Source organism: Vibrio sp. Sgm 5 (genome assembly GCF_026241575.1).
In the GTDB taxonomy this organism is placed as follows: domain Bacteria; phylum Pseudomonadota; class Gammaproteobacteria; order Enterobacterales; family Vibrionaceae; genus Vibrio; species Vibrio jasicida.
Genome location: NZ_JAPHPY010000084.1, coordinates 1 through 14,312, shown reverse-complemented (window position 1 = coordinate 14,312; position 14,312 = coordinate 1). Strand labels below are relative to the sequence as shown.

The following is a 14,312-nucleotide window of genomic DNA, read 5'->3' as shown; positions in this document are numbered from 1 at the left end:
TCCGAATACATTAGCGCAAACCAACTCCGTTATTACTAAATTGTAGTTGCAATAACGGGGCGGACCATACATTTTTTGTATGACTCACCGAATACAGAACTTAAAATTCCGGGTTTATCCCATTATTCCTGAGCGTATTTTTGCTAGCCTGTTGGTGAGTGCAATTGGGATAAGGGGAAGTGATGAACAAGGTCGTATTGGTATTTGGTGGATTGGGGAACGCTAAATCGTCTGTGGTGGGTTTGTATAAGAACCTTCTGCACATCTTAAGCTCTCGCTTCGATGTCGTCGCCATCGACCCTGCAGTTCAACATCCCAAGTCCTGTGTATCGCAGTTTCAATTCCCTTACTCCGCTCGCTACGCCGATCTTGATGCGTTTTTACAGGCTTACTCACACACTGATGTTGCTGCGGTCTTCGTTTTAACACCGGTTGGTACGCACCTCGCCATTATTGAACAAGTGAGTAATGCACTCGACATTCAAAACCTGTTGTTTGTGGTTGAGAAACCGTCCTTCTCCTTGGCCGATATCGACAAAGGATTCAACCAAGTCAGCCCTGAGCTTAAACGTCGCGGAGCACAGTTTTACTTTATTGACACCGCTTTGGTTTCTCCTTCGTTGGAAGCACTCTTCACTGGCTTACCCATCACACTACCTGATTCTGCCCCGCACAAGATCATCGCGATTGCTACCGACAACCCCATCGACAGTCATAAAGCTATCCAAGACTTCCGTTTTGAAAACCGAATTGCGTTACTAAACGCAAGAAAGCTACTTAACTTAGCCACCAGCGGCGGCGGAGGTTATGGCTTTGATATGGGCATTCATGCGCTTGCTGGGTTAGTTCGCTACCTGCATAAATTCGGCATAGAAGACTCACAGATTGAACTTAAACAAGTCCGTGCCGAACGTATTAACGAATCGCAATTAGAGTACACACAAGGCGCTGAAACTCATCTCTATGTCGAAGGCGAACTCACATCGACCGAGGGCAATACTGAAGTAGTGATTGATGCAGGAAAGGCGGGGGATATCTGGGACAGAAGGTTGGAACTGCACTATCCAGACCACGTCATCGCAATTGGCTTTGGCACACTCAAGCATCCTCCGTATCTGTGGGAGAGAAGCCCAAATGGCATCAAAAGCACCACATTTGATGTCTCTGGCTCAGGTTATGCGATGCACTTTAACGACATTCTCTACGCGCTTGGTTTTGACGCGGAGCCTTTACTCTCACAACAAGAAAGCGAAGCCTTGATGTCGCACTCAATGAACTTGCTGCGCAGCGTATTTGACGCCATCGGCGATACCCATCAAGTTCGCGAACAAAACATTGCCGAGGTTAGTGCACATAGACCCAAATACCTATCAGAAGCAGAGCTAGAGATTAGGAAAGAGCTTAGTCAATACCTCAACAGTTTGATTGTTTAAGTGGAGCAACGAGTCACTATTTCTGGCTCAATTCAATTAAGTGATATAGTTTCTATTCATACCCTTCAATTTGTAAGTTGAATGATAGGAATATCATGATAAATTTATCCCACTTAATCAAAAATGATATGAACCTGCTGATTTGTCTGTACGTCTTACTGCAAGAACGCAGCGTGAGCAGAACCGCAGAGAAACTGTTCTTATCTCAATCGGCCGTCAGTAAACAGCTTACTAAATTACGCCAAGAGTTTGATGACCCCTTATTCGAGCGAGAATCCAAAGGTTTATTGCCGACCCCGAAAGCGTTGGCATTGGAGAGCAAACTGCAACAAATTCTGATGCAAATTGATCAGCTTCGTGAACCAGAAGAGTTTGACCCAGAACGATCGACTCGTGTTTTCAGTATCGATCTTATTGAAACCGCCTACTCTACCATTTACCCACGTTTTCTGCCTCAAGCGTTGTCTAGTGCGCCAAAGATAACCATCAGAAGTGCAGATTGGAGTAACAGCAGCATTACTCGATTACAAAGAAGAGAGATTGACTTCGGTGTGGGTATCTTTGAGTTTGATGATCGTTCTAAAACCCATGTCGATACCATCCCCGACACTCTAAATTATGCGGAACTGATGCGTGACACCTCGGCGTGTATCTTGAGAAAAGGACACCCAGCATTAGAGGAAGAATGGAATCTCGACGCATTCCTGAAGTACCGCCATATCCAAGTCATCACTGGCGGTGTGTCTAGCTGGCTATTACATGAGGTGCTCGACACGCAACGCCTGCGCATCGACAATGCCGTCAACATGTCTGACATTTCCAGCGCAGTGAAACTGTGTGAGAAGAGCGACTTGATACTGACTTATCCTTACAAAAGCATCCGCGAGTTCGAAGGTAAATCAGACATTGTGATCAAACCGCTCCCAATAAAAATGGAACCAGGTGGATTCTTTCTACTTTGGAACAAGCAACTCGACAATGACCCAAGCCATAAATGGTTAAGAGAGCTCATCGTCAGTCAGTCTTATGCCTAATCACAAAGCCTGTAACCAAAGTAGAAAGTACAAGGCTATGAGTTGATGTACTTTAAATGAACATTCAAACGCCAAAAGTAAAGTGCTTGCAAAGCGATAACAGAGAATGTCGAAAGTAATTCAACAATAAAGTAATGTTGAGCGCCAAAGTCGAAAGAGACGATAGCCATCCCAACAAGCACAGATAAAGCGACAAATCTAAACGACAAAGGGATAGATAAAGCGATAGAGCGAAGAATGTAGGTTTTACCATCTCTATTGTTCGTTCTATACGTGACAACTACACCCAAAATGGACACGACTAAGATACCAATAGCCTCGGTTATCATAACTTCATTGCTTACATACGGCGCCAAGAACATCAAGTACGGTGTCACCGTATAAAAGATTAAGAATATTAAAGCGTATTTAATCCAATCACTGTCTGGCACTTTGTTGTCTTTTAGTTCCTCAGACAGCTTTGATGTTTTCCAAATGTACAAATTATTATTCCTTTTTATGTGAGCTCAGATTAAAGGCTCGCCTAAAACCCTAACTACCAACGTTCAAACACAACTAGTTAATATCAATAAAAACAGATAACTAGCAGCAACTTCGGCCAGAAGTTTACCTCACCAAACCATTCACGATCGATATAAAACAACTCAAAACACAAAGAAATTTATAAGATAACTATTTGATAAGCATGCAGGATACGCTTGCTTGACCTTCTCTTTGCCATTTAATAACAAAAATTTATTATCTTAAAAATTATTGATAATTTCATGTAATCAAAATTTCTCCATATACTCACCTCCATCGAAACGAAACACGAATTAAACATCACAGTTTTTGGAGCAGAATTATGAAAATGAATCACGTAGGCATCATGGTTGGCGATATGGACAAAGCAGTAGAGTTCTACACTAAAGCGCTTGGTCTTCGCATCGTAATGAACAACACAAAAGTTATCGAAGAGCGCGAATCAGCAATCGGTCGTATGTGTATCGCCGTATTCGGTGAAGGCTTCAAAGGCTTCAACATCGCTCACCTAGTGACATCTGACGGCATCGGTGTTGAGTTGTTTGAAATGAAAGAGCGTCAAGAGCGTCACGAAGTCGACTTCTCTCGCCTAGGCATCTTCCACTTCTGTCTACAAGTAGCGAAAGAGCAGTTCCCGCAAACTATCAAACGTATTGAGGAGTTTGGCGGTAAAGCTCGCATGGACATCATGCGCTACCACCCAGAAGACGACAACAAACAAGCTCAAATGATCTACATGGAAGACCCGTTTGGTAACCTATTCGAGCTTTACTCACACACTTACGAAGAAACTTACGCGTCTGATTACGAATAATTGAATGCTTAAGAATCAGAAAGGGTTGGCCTAGTGCCAACCCTTTTTTGTTTTGGTTAGTTTTGATGAAACAACCCCACCTAACCTCCCCTTGGTCTCAGCTTCGGCGATCAAAATACATCGAGAGCAAAGGGGAGGAACTGTCGGAGCCTGTTAAAACGAGATTCTTGATGTAGCCTATGCTCGTCGAAATCACACCAAAAGCTTGGAACGAAATAGGATAATGCACCAAAGGACAGCCCTCCCCCTTGGACAAGAAATGCAAATGCTGAGCAAACCATGTCAATACAAGGGGGAGTTGGAGGGGGTTGCTAGTGAGAAACACATAACCCCAAGTGCACTACATTAGAAAAATCCCAAGATAAGTGATAGCAACAACGCCAAGTAAAAACTCAGAAAATGGCTCTCTAACGATTGGCAATTGAATGAAACGGCTCAATCGATTCGATATTGCGAATTCACTTCCGCCCCAATCTAAACTCTTTAAGTTGAAACACAGACTGAGAAAAAGAAGGTGACTGGCTGTCACGATGCGGGCGTGGAAGAAATCCTCCGCACCAATCGCAATAACAAAAGACGCAATGTGGCAGATAGCCAACGTCAGTTTTGGCAACACAGATCGATATTCGACAAGCAGTAATTGCGCCAGCCACAAACCGTAAATCACTTTTAATTGCCAAGGAACAGGCTCTCCAAATAAGACGATCCTCCCCTCTCCTTGCAGTGTGGTTTGCATCCCTGAATGTACCCAGTAGGCGATCGCCGCAGCCAGTACCATCGAAATAAACATCGACAAATAAGCCCGCTTTTTCAACTGCACCAATAAAAATCCCGCGGACTGGAGAACGAAAAATACGACCAAACCCTTATCGACATGTTCGATGCTGACCCATTTACTCACCGCTAAAAAACACAACACGTTAAAACCAGTTTCCAAACAGAGGATTCGCTTTATCTCTCCTGAATTTTCGACCGGTTGCGTTAACGGCCAGAACACCACAGGTAACAGCACTGTCAATGCTAACGCGAGCCAAATCGAACTTTGCACTAGTAGATAAAAACCACTGCTGTACACCAAACACAGCAACAGAAAAAGCCCCGATGACAAGGGTGAATAAATTCGGGACTTCATTGGCACATCTCATGTTCAGAGTCTGCATACTCGGCTAAATCCGCCGAGCATAAATTAGCGGTTTCTATACATCGCTCCAACGTAACCGGTACTCGCCAAGTTTGGCGGGGATCAGATAAATACTCACCGCTTAAAAAGACGTTAGAAAAGTTTTTCACTGTTGTTGTGAGCGTATTCTGAGTGGTAGGTTGAGTGAGGGCGTGTTGCAAAACCCACTGTCGAGGCTGCCCACGCTCATTGATAAAAACATCACCATGAAAGTACTCTGAGTACAAAGTGTCTAGCTCTTGAGGTGTGACTATTTTTGCCCCAAGGCCAACTCTAAATCCTTTGTAAGCCGAATGTTCGAGTAGGTCCAGTTGCCCAAAAAGCTGAAACAATAATTCATCTTTTACTTGCTCTTCAGTACAAGACAGCATTGGCTTTTGATACAAAAGCCCAAGTGCATCATCAAGCTTAGTCGCGGTTACCGATAAGCACGCCACCTCACCTCGAGATGTGTTTCTGGTGGTCACGTGATAGCTCAATCCCCAGGGAGAATCGAGGACTAAGCCAACCGTTCTATTTTTGAGTTCAGCAGGGATTCGAGAAAAATAAAACTGAAAACCGTGGCTCAAGACGTAATCATAACTTAATGCTGAACTGGTTTCTGAAAGTAAAGAGTGAGTAACATGGGCCGGAAGCGCAAAGACATAATAATCGGCGAGAACGGTACAGTCATTGTGTAGTCGCACACCATCCACTCGAGTCCGTGCTTTGTTGGGATAGATGGCCTTCGCTTTGTAGCCTAAGTGAAACTGAACACCCTGCTTTTGGAGATGGTGAGTCAACGGGTTAATAAGCGCGTCACTAATGGGTTTGCGCATTCCCAAGCTGTAGGCGTCTGGTGCCAAAGTATGCAACTCGCCTTCTTTATTGTTGAGTAAATCCAAAATCGCCAATGCTGGCGTATCATCAGTCGCTCCAATCCAACCTAGCAAGACTGAACGAAGGAAAGCGGCAAGGTGTGGCCTTGAGTCGTAGCAGAAGAAATCTCTAACGGAAACACCGAGTAATTCCTCTGTAGAATACGTTTGCTGCAATCGTTGCTTAAACCAAAACGTATCCGTTAGAGGAACTTGAGCATAATGCATTGAATAGGCGGACTTTGCGTCATCCCACAGTTTTTCTAAACGCGTAAAATAACCACGCTGAAACTGTATGGTTTTGCTACTTTGTGCCCAAGAAAATTGCACGATATTCTGAGGGTAAAGCGAGTCTAAACAAGAGCCAGCCCCTGAAGGAATTTCTTTAAGAAAATTAATGAGGTTGTGGTTTTTTGCGAAGAACTGCCGATGAGTAAGTTCATGAACCCTCCCCCCTTCATCTACCGTTCCGATACACTTTCCTCCGGTGTATAGCTCCTTGTCGTAAACAGAAACCTCAAAACCTCGTTTTATGCAGTTATGAGCCACAGTTAAGCCAGAAATTCCAGCACCGAAAATCGCCACTTTGGGACGTGAAGAGCCCGTGCAAGCACAGGCCTTCTCCCCCCTTTTATTCGAAGAGTAAAAAGTCATGTTCTCTCCTCGAACTATCGATGAAAGTTGACATGATTCGCGATCTCTAATCGATATAGATCGTGGTTCGGAAGTTGATTCAACACTGTACTGATGTCGAGCTCAAATGGACTATTCGCCAGTGAACGACACATAATCAGATCGTCACCCACAATCATCACTTTAGGTGTCGCACCTTCCCACACAAGCTGGGCTGAGAGGTTTAAGTCACTGATATTAATCCCACAGTCGTAAGTGCGAGAACGCAAAACACCATTTTCTACTTCGTACCCACCAACCAACACAATGGGATTCTGCACAGTAGGAAAGACAATCGCGTCATTTCCTCCAGCAGCTTGCTCGGTTGGGAAAGTAATCGCGTCTTCAGCGTGAACAAAAGAAGCAGCAAGAAGGGTCACGAAGCCAAGAACGTTTTTCATTATAATTTCTCCATTTTTATATTTATAGCGGGAATGTTCCCAAACGAGAATGTATATCAACTCCGCACTTACGACCATTGGCTTAAGGATTTTAATTTTGTAAGAAATACGCCATAGTCCAAAAATGCTAAATAAAAAATAAACTTAATAATTATCAGCACCTTGAATAAACAAAATGAATACTAAGCAGAGAATTTTAGAAGCTAAGACAACAAATATAGAAAGCCAGATATTGGAAAGGTTTTCGAAGGTTGGACAAAAATAAAAATAAACCTGATTAATTACATAACCTTTAAATGATAAATGCAACAAATAGTTGTTCGATGAGTTTACTTAGTAACACATTGAATATTAAAATTTTATAAAATAAGACAATCTCTCACCTAAACTTACGATAAGGTAACTTGACCTAAACTTTCGAAGTAGTTTTTACGAAGAAGAAAAGAGGGTGCTAGAGGCGGATTTGTTCGATGTGGATTGACCCAGAAAGGGAAGCTGCAACCGTATTGCCACAGAAAACATATGACCACCATACAAAGCGTGAAAAAAAAGGCTTGGTATCAACCAAGCCTTTTGAATTTCACGATTACTTCGTCACGCGACATGCACTTTGGGATATCTCGTTGACGATCAAAATCGCTTCGTCACCTTTGGTGTGCAAAACTAGCATTTGGTCATCAGACATATATTTTGCGCCAGAGGCTGAGCGAACTTGTTTGAGTTCAATCTCTCTCCCGGCATCAACGGTGATCAGCGCTTTTTCCTGAGCAAAGCTAGCAGCGAACTGATGGCCGTCGTCACACTGGTATTGATACTCAGGCGTGGTCGAGGCACAGCCACCAAGCGCAAGCAAACCACCTAATGTCAGTGCGATTTTTGCCTGCTTAGCGATCATTCTTCAGGTGCCCAAACGCGAATGTTCACGTCCAAATCCGCTGGCGCGTAAACCACAACAGGAAGCTTGCTGTTGTAACGGTAAAGGTCGCGTGTTGGCATTTGAACGAAAGTCTCTACCTTCTCCATGTCTTCAGGACAAGCCATTAATGTTGAGATGCCGCCTGCTGGAGAAGCGTCAACTTGGTAGTAAGTGTAACCCCAACCTTCTAACGAATGCTCGCTCACACTGCCGCCCAGAGAAACGCGGTTACAGTCTGTTTCCATCATTTTGCCAACCACAAGCTCAACGCGCTTATCTGCTTCGTTGCTTGCTGGGTCTACATAGAAAACGTGCTTCGTCATGTTCTCCATCTCTGGGAACATCTCTGCCGATGGGCGAGATACGTCATTTGCTGAGTTCATTGTCGAACATCCGCTCAGTGCCAATGCACCTGCGGCCAACCAAACTGCTTTCATCGTTTTTTCCTTTTTCATATGGATGGGCATATTGTAATGGGGAACGCCAACTTATTGTGAAAGTACGGTTTAAATTGAGGTCTACTCTCACAATTACGACGTCAATATCTTATCAGGTAATTCTAGCAAGGCTTCTCCGCAACCCTTGCAGACTATTTTCAACAAAGTTATGGTTTGAAGCCTTATTTGGTCGATGTTCAAGGAAGAGAGAATGACCACCTACCTTGCTGGCTTTACGCTTGGCATATCACTGATTCTTGCTATCGGAGCGCAAAACGCCTTTGTGCTGAAACAAGGCATCAAACAGCATCATGTCTTTCTGGTGTGCTTTATTTGTGCACTGTCAGATGCGATCTTGATTTCCCTTGGTGTGGCGGGTTTTGGCTACTTAGTGAAGCAGTTTCCGTTGATTGAAACCATCGCACGATATGCTGGTGCTGCCTTCCTAACTTGGTATGGTCTCAGCAGTTTACGCTCGGCATTGACGCAAAAGCACGTGATGAATCCTGAAGGTGATGCCTCCAAAAGTGCATGGCAAACGGCTCTGATCTGCTTGGCATTCACTTGGTTAAACCCGCATGTTTACCTTGATACCGTCGTGCTGTTAGGATCAATTTCTACTCAATACGAACCACACAAATGGCAGTTTGCAGTGGGTGCGGTATCGGCTTCCTTCGTGTTCTTTTTCAGCCTTGGCTATGGCGCTAAGTTATTGATCCCCATCTTTAAGCATGCTCGCTCTTGGCAGGTTCTTGAGTTCATTATTGGCTTTGTCATGCTGGCTCTGGCGATCAGCTTGCTGGTTTAGTGCGTATACTTTTCTCAATGCTCGAAAAAGGAACACGTCATGGCAAACCAACGCAACCCCATTGAAATCAAAGCCCTCGATCACGTGGTATTGAGAACAGATAATCTCGATGCGATGCTCCGTTTCTATCGAGATCTATTGGGATGTCCTATCGAGCGGGAGTTGCCAGACTTAGGGCTGACGCAGTTACGTGCTGGCGCAGCCATCATTGATTTGGTGACGGTTGAAAGTGAGCTCGGAAAGTTAGGCGGCAAATCGCCAAGCCAAGATGGCCGCAACCTTGACCATTTCTGCCTGCAAATTGCACCTTTTGAAGAGTCTGAGTTGCTTAAATATCTTCACCAACATAATGTCCACGTTGAAGAGTTTGCCGAACGATATGGCGCACAGGGCTTTGGTCGCTCTGTGTATTTAGAAGATCCAGAAGGCAATGTGGTCGAGCTTAAACCACAGGAATAACTTGTTGCTATTCCTAACTTTATTTCCTCATTTTATCGGTTAAATGCGGCTTTCTATTAAACCGTTTCGCCGTTGATTACGTATGTGTGTTCCTAAGCTTAAATAGGCAACCCTGATTAGGAACACACCATGACCCCCAACGACGACGCACTATCCAGAATCATAGAAATGGCATGGGAAGACCGAACCCCGTTTGAAGCGATTGAGCATCAATTCGGCTTGAGCGAAAATGGTGTTATCAGCCTGATGCGTCGCCACCTCAAACCCCGCAGTTTCAAGCTTTGGCGACAACGTGTATCTGGACGCAACACCAAACACTTAAAACTGCGCTCACCAGACGTGAACAGAGGCTATTGCCCAACGCAGTACAAACAACGTTGAGCCCTTCATAGAGCCTTAAATTGCAAACGCTATGCGCTTAAACCATAAAGTAAGGCGCACTGTCTCTCATGAACTCCGCCATAGAGGCAAGGTAATCCCACGTTTCTCGGTAGGTGTGGCTCATGCATTGCGTGAAGGCTTGGCACAGTGACGGATCTTCTTCCAACCACTGGCTGACGTGTTGCGCCGTGTAGGAAACCTGCCTCACCTCATCATCTAAAATCTGCTGAATGGTCGGTCGCATCTCTTTCAGATACGGGATATCCGATTGGTCGATAAAACTCAGTTGAGAAACCAATAAACACCAAGAACGAAGTTCGACAGAGTGAGCTCGGAAAAGGTGGATTTTAATGTCGTCGTAAAAGTGGCTGACATTGCTGAAATCGCTCGACTTATCTTCCTGATACACCTCAGTTTGGTAGCCCGTTAGAGGGATCAAGCTGGCGTACATGGCCGAGTGATTTCTGTCGTTTTGGCAGTGATGCATGATTTGCTGCTTCATTTCCCCTTGCGCGTAACGAGTGGCGATCATTTTGAGTCGCTCTGCACCCTCTTCTTCATTAATGGCATTGTGTAACAAGTAATACGCCATAGTTTGCTTGCTCTGAAATATCTCTCCAGTGAGTGCTCCCATCGCTTGAGGTGTGAGTGAGGAATCGGAATGTAGGTAGCTTGCAATCGAGGCTTTGTACTCTTTAGAGGGTACAAAGTTATTGTCTTCTAGCAAGTTATAAAGGCTGGTCTGTAAACAGTTCATGTCACCTTCCTTGATGGTGCTGCATCGCAACACGTCATGCTGACTACTAAGAAAGTGAGGTATTTATCAATACGCTCCTTGGAATGAGGTGGCTTCAAGCGGAAGAGTAGAGTTTGGGAATGATTTCGGCTCGGAGCGGCTGGCCAGCGGCGAGGTTAGGACAACTCTTAATGCTTTCGTATGAATATTTAACGACCTCATTGATTTATGAAGCATATATTTTGTTACAAAACAGTTAAATGATCATTTTATAAATGTTATGTATTGAAAATAGACAGAACGAAATGCGGTGTTATTAATGATTGTTTTATAAGGAAAATCAGCGTTGTCGCGCATTTTTCCCTGCATACAAATTTTAGGAAATTACAGAAAAGTAGTGTGATAACTCTATAAAAACCGGACAGTTTTCACTACCCGGCTTGATATTATTGAGCCTAATTTGAAGAAGATTAAGCGATTGCAGATGCTAGGGGGGTCATCTGCAACGCTTAATATTTGACCGTGTTAGTGACTCACCAACAGGTGTTACTTGCCCACAAAGCCGTTGTACAGCATGTAAAGGTGCGCAGCACTCCAAGAGAAGTTGTTTGCGCCCTGCACTGCACCCGTTTCAGGATTGTAGTTTTCCTGAATTGGCGTCGTTTCCGTTAGACCTTGTGCATTTTGGAACAGCTTATCAACCATTTGACGCGCTTCTACACCGTAACCGTAGTTGTCCATGCCACGAACGCCGAAGTAGAACTGATCCAGCCATACACGGCCACGCCAGTAAATGTCTGGTCCGTAAGCAGGGTTGTCCATCGACGCCGTGCCAAGTGGGATCTTCGGTGAGTTAAACTTGCTGGTATCAAGCATGTTTTTCACCACTTTATCTGCGTGTTCTTGCGTTGCTGCGTTGTTAAATAGTGGAGACCAACCTTCCGGACCCATACCGCGCTTCACCAACATTGGACCTGCACACTGATTGCTAAGGCCATTTGGTACCACTTCAATATCGTAATAGAAGCCAGTTGTGTCGTCGTACATACAACGGTTGATGTACTCTTTGGTATCAGCGGCTTTCGCTGCGAACTCTGCCGCTTTGTCAGCTTTACCCAATACATCGGCAATTTGCGATAGGTACAGGTTGTCTGAATACCAGTACGACGCTTGGTCTACCGACTCTTGCATGAGTGAGTAACCAGACAAGTTGTTTGAGTCGTCGGTGTTCTCGTTGAACTTCACTTCCCAGTCTTTCTTCGCTTGAGCCAGTTTGTCCATGTTCTCAACCGAATCATTACGGTAAGTCACGACAGAACCGTCTTCACCCATCATCATGTCGTAGGTGTTGTCGAAGCCGTTGGTGTTATGAGCGTATCGCCCCATTTGGTCAATCACTTCCGCTTCTTCTTGCGTTGGTTGCTCAGCCATACCTTGTAGATTGTCAATCGTATCAATGAAGCCAAACACGCCTGCGTTGTCACGACCTGACTCCCAACCCGCTGCGACTTTTGCAGGGATGCTCATTGCCGTGTAGTCACCAGAAGTCAACAATTCGTTGTATTTCTCGATGCCCGTTTCTTTGATCCACTTGTCGCCATTCGCTTCGTCTTTGTATTGGAACTTCATGTCATCGACAGACGCATCTGGTCCCCAAGAACCGTCATTCACGTCACCTTCGAAAACCGTGTGGATTGGATCTTTCGCTGCACCGTATTCTGGGATACCGTTCTTATTCGTATCACGAGCACGTAACCACCAGTCGTGGAACGCAACCAGCTTCGGATACATTTCTTCTAACCATTTTTGCGCTTCTTCTGGACGGTTATGCTCATCTTTCAGTGCGGTATACACTTCCCATACCGCCCAAGCAGCAAGTGATGGCTTGGTATTACGCTCATTCCAGTTCAGACCATCCGTCGCTTGAGGGAACACTTTTTTGTATTCCGCAGACATGCCTTCCCAACGTTCTGCCGGCAAGTTGTAGGTAACTACATCAAGCAAGTAACCTTCGTCCCAAGGGCGAACCGGATCGTCAGACTGCACTTGGTATTGGAATACAGTACGAATGTTTTCCATCGCCACATCTGGGTTGAAGTGAGACATCGCATAAGCTTGTTTCCACGTATCCCACGGCCATGTCATGTTGCCCGAGAAGTAAGGCGCCGTAACCGAAGGCGTAACAGTATCATGATCAATCGCACCCGCTGCACCACGCCAGTTTGCGTTTAGTGTTTCCATCGCTTTTACTGCAACGAATTCATGCTCTTTTGAAGCAGCATCGTTCGTAAGGCCGTTTGCTAGATACTCTTCCCAACGCATTGCTGAATCGTGCATGTAGCCTTTTGGATCGGCCATTACGTCATCCAATTTTGCAAATTCAGACGTTTGTTCTTCAGTGTTTTGAACGTGCGAGTACGCCGTGTAGAGCGTGATTTCTTCGCCATCACCTAGCTCTGCCGTTTGGACGAAGCCTTTCTTGTCATCATCGATGGTAGACGTTTCTGGTTTGATAGAACGCGTCACTTCGAACTTAGAATCGCCCGAAGTTAATAACGACCAAGAGTCACGAACCGCACCAAAAGACACTTCTACGCCGTTTTCTGTAGCGGCGATTTCACGTGAGTAAGTAGGGTATGCATCTTCAACACTACGCACTGTGCTATCGCTGTTTTTGTATAGTTCACCATCGTCAGCGCGGTAATCTTGCATCAACTCGCCGTCCCATTCGCCTTGAATAGCCAGCTTGTTCGGGTTCTTGATGGTGGTTTTAACAAGAGAAGTACGGTCTGTCACAAAGCGCATTTCGAGCTCCGCTTCGATGCCGTTATCTCCCGTGTATTTTTGAATCAATGCGCCAGGTTGTGAGTAAGCTTCTGTCAATTTGAGTGGCATAGGTTGACCATCAACCGTTAGTGCCAAACGGTCAAAACGTGCAGCCATGAATGACACGTATTCTTCCGTTAGTAACGCTGTACCACCTAAAGTGATTTCACCACCTTTAGTGTCTAGTGTGTGACCATGCCACGAGCCGTTATCGAACATAGGAATGTAGCGAAGGTGACCACCATGAAGATCACGCAGTGCCACTGGCACACCCGCACGATCGATCGTGTTATGGAATTCAGCCGCTTTCAGTGGCGCATCCACATTCGAGTCATTATCACTACTGTTGCATCCACTAAGTGTTAGAGCAACCCCGACAGCAATCGCACATAAAGAAGTCTTAAAGTGCATGTTATATCCCTCATTTATTGGCTTTTGGTCCTGATCAGGAGAAAAAAGGTCGAGACGTGCCCTGCCGATTTTCGATGATGAAGACTCAGCCTTATTTATTTCACTTTTGGATGTGAGAAGAGATCGGTTAATTTGTCTCTTCTTCGTTTGACCTATTTAAATAACAGGTCATTAATTTTGGATAATAGTGGGGCTTTGATGTATTCATTATCAAACACACCCACTTAATATAAATTCTTTATTTTGTGATTAAATAGTCACTATTTTTCATTCGCCATCGAGATGGCTTTTAATAATTCACCGTCAATATTCGGAATCGTATCCGAAAGGAATATCTGATTACCCGGCGTGGCTTTGTTGCTTAAATCGATGGAACTAAATCTAGAAGCTACGATCTGATCGGCTACACCCATCAATCGTCGTAG

At 44.8% G+C, this 14,312-nt stretch carries 14 protein-coding genes and 1 pseudogene; 6 read left to right on the top strand and 9 right to left on the bottom strand.

Going from position 1 to position 14,312, the window contains the following annotated elements:
* Nucleotides 1-182 precede the first annotated feature (182 nt).
* Both OQJ86_RS25130 and OQJ86_RS25125 read left to right on the top strand, forming a co-directional pair.
* Nucleotides 183-1,433 (top strand): hypothetical protein, encoded by a 1,251-nt coding sequence (locus OQJ86_RS25130; protein WP_265991886.1) that lies wholly within the window; start codon nucleotides 183-185, stop codon nucleotides 1,431-1,433.
* A gap of 95 nt (nucleotides 1,434-1,528) precedes the next feature.
* Nucleotides 1,529-2,467, top strand: coding sequence for a LysR family transcriptional regulator (locus tag OQJ86_RS25125; RefSeq protein WP_042601129.1), 939 nt, complete (start codon nucleotides 1,529-1,531; stop codon nucleotides 2,465-2,467).
* Between the two features lie 35 nt (nucleotides 2,468-2,502).
* On the opposite strand, the gene OQJ86_RS25120 is transcribed toward OQJ86_RS25125, so the two are convergent.
* On the bottom strand, nucleotides 2,503-2,949 hold the full coding sequence (locus tag OQJ86_RS25120) for a hypothetical protein (RefSeq protein WP_033005077.1): 447 nt from the start codon (nucleotides 2,947-2,949) through the stop codon (nucleotides 2,503-2,505).
* 362 nt (nucleotides 2,950-3,311) lie between these two features.
* Between OQJ86_RS25120 and OQJ86_RS25115 the strand changes: the two genes are divergently transcribed.
* Nucleotides 3,312-3,803: a VOC family protein gene (locus OQJ86_RS25115; protein WP_042601126.1), complete on the top strand. Its 492-nt coding sequence runs from the start codon at nucleotides 3,312-3,314 to the stop codon at nucleotides 3,801-3,803.
* A 340-nt stretch (nucleotides 3,804-4,143) separates the two neighbouring features.
* On the opposite strand, the gene OQJ86_RS25110 is transcribed toward OQJ86_RS25115, so the two are convergent.
* The 5 genes from OQJ86_RS25110 to OQJ86_RS25090 all read right to left on the bottom strand — a co-directional run bounded on the left by OQJ86_RS25110 (nucleotide 4,144) and on the right by OQJ86_RS25090 (nucleotide 8,266).
* A complete protein-coding gene (locus OQJ86_RS25110; RefSeq protein WP_042601124.1) occupies nucleotides 4,144-4,935 on the bottom strand; it encodes a hypothetical protein in 792 nt (263 codons plus the stop codon).
* Nucleotides 4,932-6,494: an NAD(P)-binding protein gene (locus OQJ86_RS25105; RefSeq protein WP_039974342.1), complete on the bottom strand. Its 1,563-nt coding sequence runs from the start codon at nucleotides 6,492-6,494 to the stop codon at nucleotides 4,932-4,934. Before OQJ86_RS25105 ends, OQJ86_RS25110 begins: the two co-directional genes overlap by 4 nt.
* Before the next feature lie 14 nt (nucleotides 6,495-6,508).
* Nucleotides 6,509-6,913 carry a hypothetical protein gene (locus OQJ86_RS25100; RefSeq protein WP_038869686.1) on the bottom strand — a complete coding sequence of 135 codons (405 nt, stop codon included), beginning with the start codon at nucleotides 6,911-6,913 and terminating at the stop codon, nucleotides 6,509-6,511.
* A 586-nt stretch (nucleotides 6,914-7,499) separates the two neighbouring features.
* Complete coding sequence (locus tag OQJ86_RS25095; protein ID WP_045406408.1) at nucleotides 7,500-7,808, bottom strand: MliC family protein; 309 nt, start codon at nucleotides 7,806-7,808, stop codon at nucleotides 7,500-7,502.
* Nucleotides 7,805-8,266, bottom strand: coding sequence for an ecotin family protein (locus OQJ86_RS25090; RefSeq protein WP_038880282.1), 462 nt, complete (start codon nucleotides 8,264-8,266; stop codon nucleotides 7,805-7,807). Before OQJ86_RS25090 ends, OQJ86_RS25095 begins: the two co-directional genes overlap by 4 nt.
* A gap of 211 nt (nucleotides 8,267-8,477) precedes the next feature.
* Here OQJ86_RS25090 and OQJ86_RS25085 point away from each other — a divergent pair, with 211 nt between their 5' ends.
* From OQJ86_RS25085 to OQJ86_RS25075, 3 genes are all read left to right on the top strand, one after another.
* Nucleotides 8,478-9,074, top strand: a complete 597-nt coding sequence (locus OQJ86_RS25085) for a LysE/ArgO family amino acid transporter (protein WP_005434851.1) — start codon at nucleotides 8,478-8,480, stop codon at nucleotides 9,072-9,074.
* 39 nt (nucleotides 9,075-9,113) lie between these two features.
* Complete coding sequence (locus tag OQJ86_RS25080) at nucleotides 9,114-9,533, top strand: VOC family protein (RefSeq protein ID WP_038880275.1); 420 nt, start codon at nucleotides 9,114-9,116, stop codon at nucleotides 9,531-9,533.
* 129 nt (nucleotides 9,534-9,662) lie between these two features.
* Nucleotides 9,663-9,914, top strand: coding sequence for a TIGR03643 family protein (locus OQJ86_RS25075; protein ID WP_038880272.1), 252 nt, complete (start codon nucleotides 9,663-9,665; stop codon nucleotides 9,912-9,914).
* A 37-nt stretch (nucleotides 9,915-9,951) separates the two neighbouring features.
* Here the strand turns inward: OQJ86_RS25075 and OQJ86_RS25070 are convergent, their stop codons facing one another.
* The 3 genes and pseudogenes from OQJ86_RS25070 to OQJ86_RS26650 form a co-directional block, all read right to left on the bottom strand.
* Entirely contained in the window at nucleotides 9,952-10,671 is a 720-nt protein-coding gene (locus OQJ86_RS25070) for a hypothetical protein (protein ID WP_038880269.1), read from the bottom strand.
* A 525-nt stretch (nucleotides 10,672-11,196) separates the two neighbouring features.
* Nucleotides 11,197-13,887 carry an alpha-glucosidase gene (ygjK, locus tag OQJ86_RS25065; RefSeq protein WP_045423444.1) on the bottom strand — a complete coding sequence of 897 codons (2,691 nt, stop codon included), beginning with the start codon at nucleotides 13,885-13,887 and terminating at the stop codon, nucleotides 11,197-11,199.
* A gap of 260 nt (nucleotides 13,888-14,147) precedes the next feature.
* Nucleotides 14,148-14,237, bottom strand: a pseudogene (locus OQJ86_RS26650) (transcriptional regulator); the annotation flags it as partial.
* Nucleotides 14,238-14,312: the final 75 nt, after the last annotated feature.